The following is a 16,256-nucleotide window of genomic DNA, read 5'->3' as shown; positions in this document are numbered from 1 at the left end:
GCTCATCAAATGGTTCTTCACACGGCTCTCCTTGCCGGCTCGGCCTGCTTCTGCTCGGCCTGCTTCTGCTCGCCGTGCTCCCCACGGCGAGACGCCTTTCGCGGCAGATAGACCAGCGCCTCGACCGCCACGAAGCGCAGTACGAACGTGGTCACCAGGGCGAGCGCGGTCGCGGACAGCGCCCCCATCCCGAAGCGGCCGACGAACAGGGCGATCAGCGGGATGCGCAGCACCAGATCGGCGTTGGCCAGCAACGCGAACCGGCCGACGCGGTCCCACCCCTTGCGGTGCCTGCGCCGCTCGCGGAAGCACAGGTGCTCGATGAGGAAGAAGTTCCAGAGGACCCCGAGCTGGTTGGCGAGGATCTCGGCCGGGAGGTAGTGCATGCCGGCCGAGGTGAGGGCGTACAGGCCGGCCAGGTTCGGCAGGAAGCCGGTGACGCCGATCAGCCCGAAGACCAGCATGCGGGCCACGGGCGAGGCGGTACGCAGCCCGACGAGGTGGCGCAGGAACCTCAAGCCCTCCCGCGCGGTGGACTTGGACTCGCCGGCGTACCGGTCCTGGAAGACGAACGGCACCTCGGTGACCCGGCGCGGGCGGCTGCGCACGGCGAGTTCGAGGAGGATCTTGTAGCCGAGCGGCTGGAGGATGTCGGCGGTGACCGCGCTGCGGCGGATCGCGAAGAAGCCGCTCATCGGGTCGCTGATGCCGTGCAGCCGGCGCGGGAAGAGGGCCTTGGTGAGCCAGGTCGCCCCTCGGGAGACGGCCACGCGGTAGCTGCCCGCGAGCCCGGCCCGGCTGCCGCCCTTGATGTAGCGGGAGGCGACCACCAGACCCGCCGACGACCGCTCCCCGGTCGCCACCAGCTCCGGTACCAGTGACGGCGGGTGCTGCAGGTCGCCGTCCATGACGACGATCCAGTCGGAGCCGGCCGCCCTGATGCCCTCGACGACCGCGCCGCCGAGTCCGCCGACCGGTTCGTCGCGGTGCAGCACGGTCACGGGGAACGGACAGTCCCGCGCGGCCTCGCCGATCACCGCGGGGGTGTCGTCGGTGGAGTCGTCCACGAAGACGACCTCGCAGGGCAGCCGGGCGGGCACCGATTCCGTGATCCGGTGCAGCAACTCCCGTACGTTGGCGGACTCGTTGAAGGTCGGTACGACGATGGTGACGGCGCCGGGCTCGGGAATCTCGACGCCGCGTACGGCCGGGTCGTCCAGCTCCCCGGGGGCGGTGGACTCGTAGCTTCCGCTGTTCATCGGTCGCCTCCAGCGGCCTCGGTGTCGCGGACGCGGTCGGGGTCGGTGTCAGGGGCGGGGTCGGGGTCGGGGGCGTCAGCGGCCTCGGTCTCGACGCGATCGTCGTCCGCCTCCCCGGCTCCGCCTGCGCGGTCGTCGCCGCCGGCGGTGTCGATCCTGCGGATCTCGATCCGGTCCTCGCCGGTGCCGAAGGTGGCGACCGGCGTCGAGTTCTCCATGGCGCTCCTGACGTTGGGCAGGTCGACCGCGTCGCGCCGAACGGTCGGGGAGGCGACCACGTAGTCGAGGTCGCGCCAGCCGCGCGGCATCGTCTTCGTCACCGCCGGGTCGAGGTCGGCCTTGTAGAACCAGATGACGCCGAGCCCCGGCTCGTACCCCTCGTGGACGAGGTCCAGCCAGAGTGCGTCGTCCACCAGGACCCGGGTGCCCTCGGGATCGTCGACCTCACGCCCGAGCCACTCGGCGGCCTTCTGGTAGGGCGCGTTGGCGTTGAACGTCATCGCGGTGTGGTTGCCCTCGTACCAGCGGGGGGCGACGTACGCCGTCGCGAGGGCGGCCAGGGCGACGGCGACCGTGTAGCGCGCCCAGGTCAGAGGCCGTCTCTCCGTCGCGCCGCGGCCTCTGCGCAGGACGCCGTGGGCGACGCTCGCCGTACCGCCCGCGAGGACGAGGGCCAGGAAGGGCAGGGCCTGCAGGACGTACATCGCGGGCAGATAGCCGGGGCGCAGGGCCATGCCGGCGAGGATCGCGACGGCGAGCGCGGGTCCGGCGAGGGCGCGCGCGGTCACCGACCAGCGCCAGGTGACCAGGAGCAGCAGCGCGCCGGCGAGGCCGCCGAGGGGCAGGACGCGGTCGTAGTACAGCCAGGACTGCAGGACGCCGTGACTGCCCGTGCCCTCGGTGAGGATGAAGCCGGAGCCGGGGCGGCTCATCTGGTAGACGATGCCGTCCCACAGCGAGACATGGCCGGCTCCGGGGAACAACTCGCCCTTGAGCAGGGCGAACAGCGGGTACGAGGCGCCGATCAGGACGCAGGCGGTGACCGCGCCGGTGAGGGCGAACTTCCGGGTGTCGCGATGGCTGTGCCGCCACATGGTGAGCAGCACGGCGGGCAGGACGAGGAGCATCGTCTCCTTGGTGAGCACGGCCGCGGCGGCGGCCAGCCCCGCTCCGAAGTGGTGCCAGAGGTGACGGCTCGGTGAGGCGGCGAGGCAGAACGCGAGGAGCGTCCACATCACCGCGATGTTGTCGAGGAAGATCTCCCTCTGGAGCACCACCGACAGCGGGGACAGCCCGAAGAGGACCATGCCGAGGCCGGCGGCCCAGCGGGGCAGCGAGAGGCGGCGGCCGAGGACGTAGACGAGGACGGCGCTGACGGCGCTGACCGCCAGCATCACCACGCGCATCGAGCCGACGGTCATCGACTCGGGGGCGAGCTGGGCGGGGATCCAGGTCAGGACGGCGAGCTGGATCCAGCCGAGGGGCGGGTGGTCGTACCAGTAGGTGTAGTGGGCGAGCCCTCTGCCCTCCTGCACGGCCCAGGCCTGCGCGAGGTAGGTGCCCTCGTCGTCGCTGAGGGCCGGGTAGTCGGCGATGTTCCACCCCTGCACGATCATGATCGCGACGAGGAGGAGACCGCAGAGGATCAGGTCGGGGCGCGAATCGCGCAGCCGCGTCGGTGTTGTCGGAGGGGAAGCGGACGCGGTCGTTCGACCGGTCGAACCGGTTGCGGGCGCAGCTGTCCGTTGCGCGGGGACCTTGACCTCGGTCTGGGTCGCCGCGGGAAGTGTGGAGGTCACGCAGGAACGTCCTCTCGGTTCACGTGCGCGAGATGTGCGCCGACATGACTGGTCAACTCCCAGTCGTTGCGGCCGCGTTGCTCACGCCACACCGCGCGTACGGCGGCGAGGGCGAGGAGCACCTGGTAGAAGGGGCCGCCGACGATCAGCTTGACGTAGTGGGTGAACCGGACGCGGAGGCCGTACTGCTTGCCGAAGTCGTGCAGTCCGACGACCTCGAACACGAAGGTGACGAGGGCGGTGACGGCCGGCAGGAAGGTGATGAAGGCGACGCCGACGGGGACGTCGAGGAAGAGCGCGACGGCCACGTTGAGCGGGATGATCACCCCGGAGACGGCCTGGAGATACGGTGTCATCAGCGTGTAGCGGGCCAGCAACCGCTGCCGGAAGCCGGGCAGTTGCCTCCAGTCCCTCTTCCGGTAGACCTGAAGGAAGCCCTGGTTCCAGCGGGTGCGCTGCTTCATCAGCGACATCAGGCTGCCGGGGGTCTCCTCCCGGGTCACCATGTCGGAGTCGTAGGCGACGACGACCTTCTTGCCGACGCTCGACAGCCGTACGCCGAGGTCGCAGTCCTCGGCGAGGCAGTCGGGGTCCCAGCCGCCGGCTTCCCGCAGGACGCCGGTCCGGACGAAGACGGTGTTGCCGCCGAGCGGGATGAACCCTTTCTGCGCGTGCAGATGCAGCCGGGACCGGAACCAGAAGAAGTACTCCAGGCAGTTGCGCAGGCTGTACCAGCTGGAGTGGAAGTTGATGAGCTGCACCCCGCCCTGCACGACGTCCGCGCCCGTGGTGGCGAAGGCGTGGTCGACGTGGGACAGCAGTTCGGGATGGACCTGGTCCTCCGCGTCGAAGACGCCGACGACGCCGCCGCGGCAGTGCGGCAGCGCCGTGTTCATGGCCCTGGGTTTGTTCTTCTTCTCGTGGTGGTCGACGACCACGCGGACCCGGGGGTCACGCCCCTCGGCCGCCCGGGCCACCGCGGTGGTCTCCGGGTCGTCGTGTCCGACGATCACGATGATCTCGAAGTCGTCGTGGCTCGATTCGAGCAGTCGTTGGATGGTGTGGTCGAGCACGGCCTGTTCATGGCGGGCGGGCAGCAGCAGTGAGAACGACACGTGTTCGTCGCCGTCCGGTCTGCTGAACCGGGTGGAGGCGAGCACTTCGGGCGTGCGCCAGGCGTGCATCTGCCACCACAGGGTGAAAGCCGCCATCCAGAACAGGGCAAGCGAGACGACGCCTATGAGGACGTAGGTAAGCAAAGAGATCCCCCCGGATCCGAATACCCCCTGACGCGAGGGGAGTTACTCCCGTCGCGTCACTGTGAGGAGACTAGGGGGAAACTGTGAACCCAGGGAGCCCTTCCGATAAAAAGCGTGTTTCCGTTCGAGGGAACATGTAGTCGGATGTGTCCACACACCGACCTGATTCCTGACAGTTGTTCGATCTTGTCCCGGTCTCTGACCGGCGAGTTTCAGCCGGTCGAGGCCACCCCGAGAGCCGTCCGCAACCGGTCGACATCGGTCGTGGGAGCGTCACAGGTGAAATTACGGCAGACATACGCGGCCGGTTCACCGCCGACGAGCGGACGGTCGGCCAGCAGCGGCAACTCGTCGCTGTCCGGGGTCCCGACGGCGACCACCGCACCCGGCGCGGTCCCCAGCAACGCCGTCCGGTGCAGTTCCCGCGTCCCCGGATGCCCCTGCGGCCCGACGACCGCCACCTCGCGCGGCCCGTCGAGCAACGCCTCGGCGGTCGCCAGCCCCCACCCGATGAACCTCGGCGCCCGCGGCCCCAACGCCTTCACCACGCCCAACGCCCGCTCGGCGGCCCTGCGATGGGGCTCGGAGCCGGTGTGCGCGGCATAGCCGAGCAGCGCCCCGGCCGCCGCGCTCCACCCGGACGGCGTGGCGTTGTCGGTCGGGTCCTGCGGCCGCCGGATCAGCTTCTCCGCGTCACTGGCGGTGTCGTACAGCGCCCCCGACTCCTCGTCGACGAACCGCGCGAGCACATGGTCGAGCAGGAACCCCGCGAACTCCAGCCACACCCCCTCCCCCGTGACCGAGGCAAGCGCCAGGAACCCCTCCGCGACATCCGCGTAGTCCTCCAGCACCCCCGCGTTGGCCCCCACCTGGCCGTCCTTGCTGGTCCGCGCAAGCCGCGCCCGCTCGTCCAGGTGCAGGCGTACGAGGAGGTCGGCGGCGGCGATCGCGGCGTCCACCAGGTCGGGGCGGTCGAAGTAGGCGCCGGTCTCGGCGAGCGCGGCGACGGCCAGCCCGTTCCAGGCGGCGACCACCTTGTCGTCCCGGCCCGGAGCGGGGCGCCGCGACCGTGCCGCGAGCAGCCGCTCCCGCACCGACTCGATCCTCTCGGCGTCGAACACGCCCTCCTGCTGCGGGAGTTGCAGCACGGACGCGCCCTCCTCGAAGGTGCCCTCCTCCGTGACCCCGAAGTACTGCGCGGCGAGCGCCGCGTCCTCCTCGCCGAGCACCTCGGTCAGCTGCTCCGGCGTCCAGACGTAGTAGGCGCCCTCGACGTGCTTCCCGGAACCGGTGCCGTCGTCGCTGTCTGCGTCCAGCGCGGAGGCGAACCCGCCCTCGTTCGTCCTGAGTTCACGGACCATGAAGTCGGCCGTCTCCAGCGCGACGCGCCGGGCGAGTTCGGAGCCGGTGGCCCGCCACAGATGGGCGTAGACCCGGCAGAGCAGGGCGTTGTCGTACAGCATCTTCTCGAAGTGGGGCACGACCCACTCACGGTCGACGGAGTACCGAGCGAAGCCGCCGCCGAGCTGATCGTAGATGCCACCGCGGGCCATGCGTTCGCACGTGGCCCGCGCCATCTGCAGCGCGCCCTCGGAACCGGTGCGCGCCGCGTGCCGCAGCAGGAACTCGATCACCATCGACGGCGGGAACTTGGGCGCCCTGCCGAACCCGCCGCGTGCCGCGTCGTACTCCCGGGTGAGCCCCAGCAGCGCCTGCGCCAGCTCGTCCTCCCCGGGCACGTCGACCGCCGCGAACTTCAGCTCCCGCCCGGCCAGGTCCCGCACGATCTTCCCGGCGACCTCGGCGACCTCGTCCCGCCGGTCGGCCCAGGCGGCCCGCACGCCCTCCAGCACCTGCCGGAAGGAGGGCATCCCGTGCCGGGGCTCCGGCGGGAAGTACGTCCCGAAATAGAACGGCTCCTCCTCCGGCGTCAGGAACACGGTCATGGGCCACCCACCCTGCCCGGTCGCCGCCTGCACGGCCTCCATGTACACGGCGTCGACGTCGGGGCGCTCCTCGCGGTCGACCTTGATGTTGACGAAGTGGGCGTTCAGGTACGCGGCGGTCTCCCCGTCCTCGAACGACTCGTGGGCCATCACATGACACCAGTGGCAACTCGAATACCCCACGCTGAGCAGCACCGGCACACCCCGCCGCCGCGCCTCCTCGAACGCCTCGGCCGACCAGGGCCACCAGTCGACCGGATTGTCGGCGTGCTGGAGGAGGTAGGGGGAGGTCTCGTGGGCCAGTCGATTCGCCATGGGCACCATCATTCACCAGTACCCGGGCAGCGCAGTTCAGCACAGGCGCGCGCCCCCGAAAGGGACGCGGGGAACCGCGCGAGCGACCACGACGGACCCTCGGTCGGCGAACAACCCCCGCCCCCACGGCGAAACCCCGAACCTCGTCCCCGGCAGGGATCACGCCCTCTCGATTAGTCGCGCCTCTCGCCCCACACTGGCCGGAGGCATGCCGTGCGGCGAAGGGGGACGTGTGATGCGGGACAGCCACCGGGGGGAGGCCGAAGGGCTGCTGGTCCGGGCGGTCGAGGAGGAGGTCCGCAGGTCGGGCGGCCGTACCGACGGGGTGGTGCTCCTGGGCCGCGCCCGCGCCGCGCTGGACACGATGGCGCGCAACGCGGCGGAGGAGTACGAGACGTACACCCGCGCACTGGACGAGTCGCAGGCCGGCCGGCTCACCTTCGGCCAGCGCTACGCGAAGGAGGGCGCCGGAACTCCCCTGCTGGTCGCGGGCGTTGCCGCGGGCACCGCGGTCGTGGCCGACCTCTCCTTCGGCGTCGGCGCCGGCACCGCCGTGAGCACCGGCCTGATCGTCGGCATCGCGAGCGCCGTGGCCACGGTCCTGAAGGTGACGGCCTCCCATGTACCCGCGGCCCACCATCGCGCGGGCGCCCTGGGCCAGCCCGGCGGCCCCGAGCAGCTGCGGCTGCAGTGGCTGACGGCACTGGAGGTGCGCGGGATACGGCCGTTCCTGGACCAGCAGCGCGTACTCGCCGCGTCCACGCCGCAGAAGAAGGCCCCCCGGCTGCGCGGCGCCGACAAGAGCGCGGCGGCGCGGCGGCGCAACGTGCTGGAGCAGTCGTTCCTGCAGATCCCGGAGGCGGACGACCGCTTCGCGGGCCGGCGCACGGAGATGGGGAGGATCCGCCAGTGGGTGCAGGCGGCCCGCGCCGAGACCGAGACCCGGCCGACGGTCGTCGTGCTGCACGGCGCGCCCGGCTCCGGCCGTACCGCCCTCGCCGTGCGCGCGACCCATGAGCTGCGGGACTACTTCCGCGGCGCCTGCGTGGTCGATCTGCGCGCCGACAGCCCGGAGGAGACCCCGCTCTCCACCCGGGACGCGCTGATGCATCTGCTGAACCGCCTCGGCGCCCCCCGCGACCAGCTCCTCTTCCGTGAGCGCACCTCGCAGGACCAGCAGGTCAAGCGGCTCAGCGAGCTGTACCACCAGCATCTGGCGGCCGTGCCGGTGACGATCGTCCTGGACGACGCCTCCGACCCCGAGCAGGTCCGCGCCCTCGTCCCCGAGCGCTCCGACAGCCTCGTCCTGGTCACCGCCCGCTCCGCGCTGGCCCTGCCCGCCGACCTGCCCGCCTGGGTCCACGAGCTCCCGGTCGAGGCGCTCGACGGGAAGGGCGCGCTGGAACTCCTGGAGACAACGGCCTCGGAGCCCGGGGTCCTGTCCTCGGGTCCGCCGGCACAGGCGTACGGCGGCTCGTCCTCGGCGGGCTCCGTGAAGGCGATCGACCCGCACACGTACAACGCCGAACCCCTCGCCCGGATCCGGGAGCTGTGCGGCGGCCTGCCCCTCGCCCTGCGCATCGCCGGTTCGTCGCTCGGTCCGCGCACGCCGGGCCAACTGGCCACGGAACTGGGGGCGTACGGCCCGGTCGAGCCGGTCGAACGGGCGCTGTGGCTCCGCTACACCGACCAGTCGGACCCCTCCCGACGGCTGCTGCGCCGCCTGGCGCTGGCGGGCCGCGCCTCGCTGGGCGCGGCGGCGGCCGCCTCCCTCCTCGCCACCGACGAGACGGAGGCGACCCGCCACCTCACCGCGCTGGCCCGCGCGGGCCTGATCGACCATGTCCACGGCAACCGCTACCGTCTGCACGACCTGGTGCGCGCCTTCGCCCACGCCCGCCTCCTCGACGAGGAGGAGCCGAGCGAGCGCACCGCCGCGCAGGAACGCCTGATCGTCACCTACGCCGACCTCGCCGACTCCGTCCTGCGTCTGGTCGACGGCAACATGTCGACCCGCTCGGACCGCTTCGGCCAGCACGGTTTCGTCTCCCTGGACGAGGCGCTGCGCTGGCTGGACGACGAGACCAGCTTCATCACCTCCACGCTCCGGCACGCGGAGGGCGTGAACCAGGCGGCGGTCCTCAGCCTTCTCGGCGCCCTGTGCGACTACTGCCTGCTGCGCGGCGACCTCTACCGCCTCGGTGAGCTGAGCGAGCTGGCCCAGTCGGTCGACCAGGGCCTGCTGACCCGCTCGGTGCAGTGGCGTACGGGTATCGCGGCCCGGCAGCTGGGCGAGCTGGACAAGGCCCGCACGACGCTCGCCTCGGTCGTCGGCCTCTACCGGGAGACCAACCACGACGCGGGCGCCGCCCGTGCCCTGTGCTCGCTCGGCATCACCCTGCACCACCAGGGCAACCTGACCGAGGCGGCGGAGAAGCTCCTGGAGGCGCTGCAGCTCCAGTCGGCCCCCCAGCTGGCGGCGGACCGCGCCTGGACGATGCACGCCCTGGCGGCGGTGGAACGCGACCGCTCCCATCTGGCGGACTCCCTGGACCTGTTGACCCGCGCCCTGGTCATCCACCGCCAGCAGGAGTCCCTGCACGGCGAGGGCTGGGCGTACTTCCAGCTGGGTCAACTGCTGCTGCGCATGGGCGAGATACCGCGCGCGGAGAGCGAACTGCGCACCTCCCTGGACCTCTTCGGCCGGACCCGCGACACCCGGGGCCAGGCCTGGTCCATGACCCAGCTCGCCCGCGCCCGCCTCGTCGCCGGTGACCCCTCCGCCGCCGTCGACGGTCTCCGCCAGGCCCTGTCGCGCCACCGCGACAACGAGGACGCCCGCGGCGAGGCCTGGAGCGGCTACTACCTCGGCCAGGCGCTGGAGGAGACCGGCAACCTCGACCAGGCGGTCCGCGAGCTGGAACGCTCCCGCACGATGTTCTCCCGCATGCGGGACGTCTACGGCCTGGCCTGTGCGAGACACCATTCGGCCCGCGTCACCCGCGACCAGCGGGCTGTCCAGACCGGCTCGTTGCGCAACTCCGGCTTCGCCCGCCAGCTCCTCGTCGACGCCCGCGCGGACTTCCAGCGCATCGGCGTCGCCCACGGCGAGGCCTGGACCTGCCTGGAGCTGGCCGTGGTGGACGCGGGCAACGCCCGCACCCCCCAGGCCCTGGCCCTCTGTGAGGAGGCGACCCGCCTCTTCACCTCCTACGGCGACCGCCGCGGCGAGGACTGGGCCCGCTTCCTCAAGTGCACCCTGCTGCCGTACGCGGCCCCCGGCGGTGTCGAGATCGGCACCGCCGTCGCCCAGGAGGACCTGGCCCACCTCTCCCGCACCGCCCACCCGCTGCGCGACGAGAAACTCACCGAGTACATCGAGGCGTACGAGCTGCTGCTCGAACGAGGCGTGAACCTGGAGAGCGGCTGGCGCGCCTGGACCCTCGGCATGGTCCCGAACCGCCACGCGCGGGAGGTGATGGGGGTACCGGTGACGGGCGTGCCGGGCGGGCACGGGTGAGCGAAGGGCACCGGGGCGCCTGTCCCAAGCAGCACCGGGGCACCCGTCACGGCGGAGGAGCACCGGGCGCCCGTCACGGCGACGCGCGCCGTGCGACTCCGCGACACCCGAGCGGTGCCACGGAGCCACGGCGTCGCAGAACCGCCCCGGGCGTCAGCCCTTCGCGGACGTCGCCCCGAGCGTCAGTCCTTCACGGACATCGCGCCCCGGGCGTCAGCCCTTCGCGGACGTCGCCTTCCCGCTCGCCTCCGTCGCCGTCTCCTCGACGGAGGCGTCCGTGTCCGGCGACTCCTTGAAGTCGACCTTGCCCATGTGCTTGTTCATGGACTTCATCAGGCCCCAGACGGCCAGAGCCATCACCGCGAACACGATGAAGCCGAGGACGCCGGGGGTGACCTTGTCCTTGTCCAGCTCCTTGGCGAGGGGGAAGAGGTGTGTGACTGCCAGGCTTACGCTCATGTCTGGCATTGTCCCCCAGGGCTAACGGATGCCCGCAAAGAGGTCGTCCTCGGGGAGCGAGGTGTCCACGAGGGACTTCGCCAGCTCGTACTCCTCGGTGGGCCAGACCTCCTTCTGGATCTCCATCGGAACCCGGAACCAACCCCCGTCGGGATCGATCTGCGTGGCGTGGGCGATGAGGGCCTTGTCACGGATCTCGTAGAAGTCGGCGCAGGGCACGTGCGTGGTCAGGGTGCGGTCCTTGTGCTCGGACTCGTCCCACCGCTTGAGCCAGTCGCCGTACGGGGACTCCATGCCACGGGACACCAGGGCGTTGTGCAGCGCCTCGGTGCGGGGACGGTTGAAGCCCTGGTTGTAGTACAGCTTCTGCGGCTGGTACGCCGGGCCGTACTCGGCCTCGGGGTACTTCTCGGTGTCCGTCGCGCCCTCGAACGCCACCATCGAGATGTTGTGGGTCATGATGTGGTCGGGGTGCGGGTACCCGCCGTTCTCGTCGTAGGTGGTGATCACCTGGGGACGGAACGCGCGGATCTTCCTGACCAGCTCGCCGGCCGCCTTGTCGACGTCCTCCAGGGCGAAGCAGCCGTCGGGAAGGGGCGGCAGGGGGTCGCCCTCCGGAAGGCCGGAGTCGACGAAGCCGAGCCACTCCTGGCCGACGCCGAGGATCTCCCGGGCCTCGTCCATCTCCTTCTTGCGAACCTCGTGAATGTGCTCCTCGATGTACTTGTCGCCCTGGAGTTTCGGATTGAGGATGGAGCCGCGCTCCCCGCCCGTGCAGGTCACGACCAGCACGTCCACCCCCTCGGACACATACTTCGCCATGGTGGCCGCACCCTTGCTCGACTCGTCGTCGGGGTGTGCGTGCACGGCCATCAGTCGCAGCTGGTCAGTCAAGACTCATTCCCTCGTAACTCGGCGCCCGGCCTGAACTTCGGTGACTCGGCCCGGCGCGATCCGGAGAGTCCATACTGCCGTCCCGCTCGGACACCCGGTGCGGGGCGGCCGTCAGGCGCTGGGCGGGGGGCTTCTATAGTGACGGCATCGGGGGGCGGGATATTCCCGGTCCGATGCGTGGACGCCCCTGCCGGGAGCACGCTCCCGGCCCCTTTCCGAGAGGACGACCATGACGACGGCGAGCACGCGGCTTCCCGAGGGCCGCTACGGCCGCTCCGCGGACGAGCGCGCCGACCGCAAGCTCAAGGTCATCGGCAGCGTCCTCGGCGCCGCCCTTCTCGTCCTGATCGGCTGGTTCGCCTACCACTACGTCGCCGAAAACAGGATCAGCGTCGAGATCTACACCTTCGATACCTCCGCGCACGCGGTGAAGGTGCACCTCAGGGGCGAGAAGGACGCCGGTGTCGACGGCTATTGCACCGTGCGCTCCCAGTCCGAGGACGGCGCCGAGGTCGGCCGCGCCGACTTCCGCTTCGCCGCCGATGTCACGGACATCGACAAGATCGTCACGCTGAGGACGACCTCACGCGGCACCACGGCCGAGCTCCTCGGCTGCCACGCCGGCTGACCCGGTCCCGGACCGCTGAGCACCGCACCCGGACCCGGCCCGGCCTCCCTCTGGCCCGCGCATGCCCTCCGCCCCTCCGTATGTACGCCGTGACCTGCGCGGTGACCTGCGCCGACGTAATGCTTGTGGTTTATGTCCTCCCCCTTCGGCCACCGAATTGTTAGGCTCGTGGTTTCGCCCACTCGAGAAGGAACATTCTTCTGTGTAGGGCGATGCTTTGTATTCCCAGTACCTACGAGGAGCACCTGTGACCCAGACCAGCGAGAACGTCACCTGGCTGACCCAGGAGGCGTACAACCAGCTCAGGGCCGAGCTGGACTACCTGTCTGGTCCCGCGCGCACGGAGATCGCCGCCAAGATCGCGGCCGCGCGCGAGGAGGGCGACCTGCGCGAGAACGGCGGGTACCACGCGGCCAAGGAGGAGCAGGGCAAGCAGGAGCTCCGGGTGCGCCAGCTGACCCAGCTTCTGGAGAACGCCAAGGTCGGCGAGGCACCGGCCTCCGCGGACGGCGCGGTGGCGCCCGGCATGGTCGTGACGATCGCCTTCGACGGCGACGAGGACGACACCGTGACCTTCCTGCTCGCCTCCCGTGAGTACGCCAGCTCCGACATCGAGACCTACTCGCCGCAGTCCCCGCTCGGCTCGGGTGTGACCGGCAAGAAGGTCGGCCAGGACGCGCAGTACGAGCTGCCGAACGGCAAGTTCGCCTCGGTGAAGATCCTCAAGGCCGTGCCCTACCAGAGCTGATCGCCCCCGCTCGTCCCGTGGCCCCCGGCGCCCCCTCGGCGCCGGGGGTCCGGTCGTGCACCGGGCCGGCCGGCGCTCACGCCACGCCTCTCACGCCACGCCTCTCACGCCACGCCTCTCACGCCGACGCCGAGCGGTACTTCCGTACGGACAGGGTCCGGAATATGACGATGATGAGGACCGACCAGATCAGTGAGGCCCACACGGGGTGCTGCATGGGCCAGGCGTCCGACGGCGACACCCCCGGGTTGCCGAACAGCTCGCGGCAGGCCTGGACGGTGGCGCTGAACGGGTTCCAGTCGGCGACATGCTGCAGCCAGGGCGTCATCCGGCTGGAGTCCACGAACGCGTTCGAGATGAACGTGACCGGGAAGAGCCAGATCAGCCCGCCGGAGGTGGCCGCCTCCGGGGTGCGCACCGAGAGACCGATGAGCGCGCCGACCCAGGTGAACGCGTACCCGAGCAGGAGCAGCAGGCCGAAGGCGCCGAGCACTTCGCCGAAGCTGGTGTGGGTGCGCCAGCCGACGAGGAGAGCGACCACGGCCAGCACGGCCAGGGTGAGTGCCGTCTGGACCAGGTCCGCGAGGGTCCGTCCGGTGAGGACGGCCCCGCGTGCCATGGGCAGGGAGCGGAAGCGGTCGATGAGCCCTTTGTGCATGTCGTCGGCGATGCCCGCGCCGGCACCGGCGGTGGCGAAGGTGACGGTCTGCGCGAAGATGCCGGCCATCAGGAACTCGCGGTAGACGGCGGGGTCGGTGGTGCCGCCGACGTTCATGGAGCCGCCGAAGACGTAGCTGAACAGCACGACGAACATGACCGGCTGGATGAGCCCGAAGATCACCATCTCGGGGATCCGGCTCATGCGAATCAAATTTCTCTTGGCGACGACCAGCGAGTCCCTGACCGACTGGGTGATCGGATTGCCGGGCGGCACGACCCGCACGGCGCCTTTGACGATGCTCACCTCGCCCCCTCCTTCCTGCGGCCCCGCCCTTTGGCGTCGGCGGTATCGGCCTGCCCCTCGGCCTCGTCCTTCACCTCGGCGAGATGTCCCGTCAGCGAGAGGAACACGTCGTCCAGGGTGGGGCGGCGCAGACCGATGTCGTCGATCTCGATGCCCCGGGTGTCCAGCTCGCGGATGACCTCGGCGAGAAGCTTGGCGCCGCCGGTCACGGGCACGGTGAGCAGTCGGGTGTGCTCCTCGACGGTGGTCTCGCCCTTGCCGAAGCCGGTCAGCACCCCGATGGCGTCCGGGATGCGTTCGCGCTCGTGCACGACGACCTCGACGCGCTCGCCGCCGGTGCGGGCCTTGAGCTGGTCGGAGGTGCCGCGGGCGATGACGCGGCCGTGGTCGACCACCGCGATGTCGTGGGCGAGGTGGTCGGCCTCTTCGAGGTACTGGGTGGTGAGCAGCAGGGTCGTGCCGCCGGAGACCAGCTGCTTGATCACCTCCCACAGCTGCTGGCGGTTGCGCGGATCGAGTCCGGTGGTCGGCTCGTCCATGAACATCACCGGCGGCGACACCACCAGCGCGGCGGCCAGGTCGAGCCGGCGGCGCATACCGCCGGAGTACGTCTTGGCGGGCCGGTCGGCGGCGTCGGCGAGATGAAACTGCTCCAGCAGCTCGCCCGCGCGCACCTTCGCGTCCTTGGCCCGCATCTGGTAGAGCTGGCCGACCATCTGCAGGTTCTCGCGGCCCGTCAGATACTCGTCGACCGCGGCGAACTGGCCGGAGAGGCCGACCGAGCGCCGTACCGCGTCGGGGTTCTTCAGCACGTCGATGCCGGCCACGACGGCTCTGCCGCTGTCGGGCCGCAGCAGGGTGGTGAGGCAGCGGACGGTGGTCGTCTTGCCCGCGCCGTTCGGCCCGAGCAGACCCAGGACGGTGCCCTCGGGAACATCGAGGTCCACGCCGTCCAGGGCTTTCACATCACCGAAGGTCTTCACCAGGCCTTCGGCATGAATGGCACCTGGCATGTGATTTCTCCACGTCTTTGGGGTTCCTTCGCAAAGCCTAAGTTTGTACGTTTTGTTCTGTCCGACTCGCAGCGTGGGCCGCGCCGCCGAACCGATCGTGACACACCATAACGCGATGTATCGCGTCTCTCAATGGACTTCCCCGAACGAGTGACGGACGGCGGGCCGTCGGCCTCAGTCGAGGACGGTGTAACCCGCCTCGCGGAGGGCGTGGTCGACCTCGGCGCAGTGCTTCGGTCCCCTCGTCTCCAGGTGCAGTTCGACCTCCACCTCCGTGAGCCCGAGCCGGGGGTCGGTCCGCACGTGGCTCACGTCGAGGACGTTGGCGTCGACCACTGACAACACCCCGAGAAGGGTCGCGAGAGCACCGGGGCGGTCGGTCAGCCGGAGGCGAACCTGCAGGTAGCGGCCACCGGCGGCCATGCCGTGCCGCAGGATGCGCTGCATGAGCAGCGGATCGACGTTGCCGCCGGAGAGCACCGCGACGACCGGGCCCTCGAAGGACCCCGGGTCGCGCAGCAGGGCGGCGACGGGGCTGGCGCCGGCGGGTTCCACGACCAGCTTGGCCCGCTCCAGGCAGAGCAGCAGGGCGCTGGAGAGGTCGTACTCCGAGACCGTGCGGACCTCGTCCACCAGTTCCGCGATGATCCCGAACGGCACGTCGCCGGGCCGTCCGACCTTGATGCCGTCGGCCATGGTCGCCGGGTTCGCCACGGCCATGGGCAGCCCGGCGGCCAGCGAGGGCGGGTACGCGGCCGCGCCCTCCGCCTGGACGCCGACGACGCGCACGTCCGGCCGCAGCGACTTCACCGCGACCGCGATTCCCGCCGCGAGTCCGCCGCCGCCGACCCCGACGACGATCGTGCGCACCTCGGGGCACTGCTCCAGGATCTCCAGGCCCACCGTGCCCTGACCTGCGATGACGTCATGATGGTCGAAGGGGTGGATGAAAACCGCGCCCGTCTCGGCCGCGTACTCCTGGGCGGCGGTCAGCGTCTCGTCGACCACCGTGCCGTGCAGACGCACCTCGGCGCCGTACTCCTCGGTCGCGCTGATCTTCGGCAGCGGGGCGCCCTTCGGCATGAAGACCGTGGAGCGCACACCGAGCAGCGAGGAGGCGAGGGCGACGCCCTGGGCGTGGTTGCCGGCGCTCGCGGCGACGACTCCGGCGGCCCGCTCCTCGGGCAGCAGGCCCGCGATCCGGACGTACGCGCCCCGCAGCTTGAACGACCCCGTCCGCTGGAGGTTCTCGCACTTGAGGTGCACCGGCGCGCCGACGAGCTGCGTCAGATGCCTGCTGCCCTCCATGGCGGTGACACGTGAAACACCCGTAAGCATCTTCTGCGCGCCCCGCACGTCGTCGATCGTCACGCGCGGAAAGGAGTCAGCCGTGCTGTAGCCCATGACCACAGTCTCGCAGTTCACAGGGCCCGAACGCGGGTGTGACCAAGG

The 16,256-nt window shown here is 70.7% G+C and carries 12 protein-coding genes; 3 read left to right on the top strand and 9 right to left on the bottom strand.

Going from position 1 to position 16,256, the window contains the following annotated elements; all coding sequences use genetic code 11:
* Nucleotides 1–17 precede the first annotated feature (17 nt).
* From ACWCRJ_RS13475 to ACWCRJ_RS13460, 4 genes are all read right to left on the bottom strand, one after another.
* Nucleotides 18–1,259 (bottom strand): glycosyltransferase, encoded by a 1,242-nt coding sequence (locus tag ACWCRJ_RS13475; RefSeq protein WP_450939432.1) that lies wholly within the window; start codon nucleotides 1,257–1,259, stop codon nucleotides 18–20.
* The gene (locus ACWCRJ_RS13470; RefSeq protein ID WP_450939431.1) at nucleotides 1,256–3,058 is read right to left on the bottom strand and encodes an ArnT family glycosyltransferase; all 1,803 of its coding nucleotides are present in this window, start codon (nucleotides 3,056–3,058) and stop codon (nucleotides 1,256–1,258) included. The genes ACWCRJ_RS13475 and ACWCRJ_RS13470 overlap by 4 nt, the downstream gene beginning before the upstream one ends.
* Nucleotides 3,055–4,269: a glycosyltransferase gene (locus tag ACWCRJ_RS13465; RefSeq protein ID WP_450939430.1), complete on the bottom strand. Its 1,215-nt coding sequence runs from the start codon at nucleotides 4,267–4,269 to the stop codon at nucleotides 3,055–3,057. Before ACWCRJ_RS13465 ends, ACWCRJ_RS13470 begins: the two co-directional genes overlap by 4 nt.
* A 260-nt stretch (nucleotides 4,270–4,529) precedes the next feature.
* Nucleotides 4,530–6,578, bottom strand: a complete 2,049-nt coding sequence (locus tag ACWCRJ_RS13460) for a thioredoxin domain-containing protein (RefSeq protein WP_450939429.1) — start codon at nucleotides 6,576–6,578, stop codon at nucleotides 4,530–4,532.
* A 235-nt stretch (nucleotides 6,579–6,813) separates the two neighbouring features.
* Between ACWCRJ_RS13460 and ACWCRJ_RS13455 the strand changes: the two genes are divergently transcribed.
* Nucleotides 6,814–10,098, top strand: coding sequence for a tetratricopeptide repeat protein (locus ACWCRJ_RS13455; RefSeq protein ID WP_450939428.1), 3,285 nt, complete (start codon nucleotides 6,814–6,816; stop codon nucleotides 10,096–10,098).
* Nucleotides 10,099–10,311: 213 nt separating this feature from the next.
* Here the strand turns inward: ACWCRJ_RS13455 and ACWCRJ_RS13450 are convergent, their stop codons facing one another.
* Both ACWCRJ_RS13450 and mca read right to left on the bottom strand, forming a co-directional pair.
* Nucleotides 10,312–10,557, bottom strand: coding sequence for a hypothetical protein (locus ACWCRJ_RS13450; RefSeq protein WP_450939427.1), 246 nt, complete (start codon nucleotides 10,555–10,557; stop codon nucleotides 10,312–10,314).
* A 21-nt stretch (nucleotides 10,558–10,578) separates the two neighbouring features.
* Complete coding sequence (mca, locus tag ACWCRJ_RS13445) at nucleotides 10,579–11,430, bottom strand: mycothiol conjugate amidase Mca (RefSeq protein WP_046915681.1); 852 nt, start codon at nucleotides 11,428–11,430, stop codon at nucleotides 10,579–10,581.
* Nucleotides 11,431–11,680: 250 nt separating this feature from the next.
* Here mca and ACWCRJ_RS13440 point away from each other — a divergent pair, with 250 nt between their 5' ends.
* A complete protein-coding gene (locus ACWCRJ_RS13440; RefSeq protein ID WP_450939426.1) occupies nucleotides 11,681–12,079 on the top strand; it encodes a DUF4307 domain-containing protein in 399 nt (132 codons plus the stop codon).
* A 247-nt stretch (nucleotides 12,080–12,326) separates the two neighbouring features.
* Nucleotides 12,327–12,827, top strand: coding sequence for a transcription elongation factor GreA (gene greA / locus ACWCRJ_RS13435; protein WP_013001180.1), 501 nt, complete (start codon nucleotides 12,327–12,329; stop codon nucleotides 12,825–12,827).
* A gap of 118 nt (nucleotides 12,828–12,945) precedes the next feature.
* Here greA and ACWCRJ_RS13430 read toward each other — a convergent pair whose 3' ends face one another.
* From ACWCRJ_RS13430 to ilvA, 3 genes are all read right to left on the bottom strand, one after another.
* The gene (locus tag ACWCRJ_RS13430; RefSeq protein WP_450939425.1) at nucleotides 12,946–13,791 is read right to left on the bottom strand and encodes an ABC transporter permease; all 846 of its coding nucleotides are present in this window, start codon (nucleotides 13,789–13,791) and stop codon (nucleotides 12,946–12,948) included.
* Entirely contained in the window at nucleotides 13,788–14,804 is a 1,017-nt protein-coding gene (locus ACWCRJ_RS13425) for an ATP-binding cassette domain-containing protein (RefSeq protein ID WP_450939424.1), read from the bottom strand. The genes ACWCRJ_RS13430 and ACWCRJ_RS13425 overlap by 4 nt, the downstream gene beginning before the upstream one ends.
* A 174-nt stretch (nucleotides 14,805–14,978) precedes the next feature.
* Nucleotides 14,979–16,208: a threonine ammonia-lyase gene (gene ilvA / locus ACWCRJ_RS13420; protein WP_450939423.1), complete on the bottom strand. Its 1,230-nt coding sequence runs from the start codon at nucleotides 16,206–16,208 to the stop codon at nucleotides 14,979–14,981.
* Between the last annotated feature and the right edge of the window lie 48 nt (nucleotides 16,209–16,256).

Source organism: Streptomyces sp. NPDC002324 (assembly GCF_053593335.1).
Note: the sequence above shows the minus strand (reverse complement) of the source record. Positions and strands in the feature narration are given on the sequence as shown.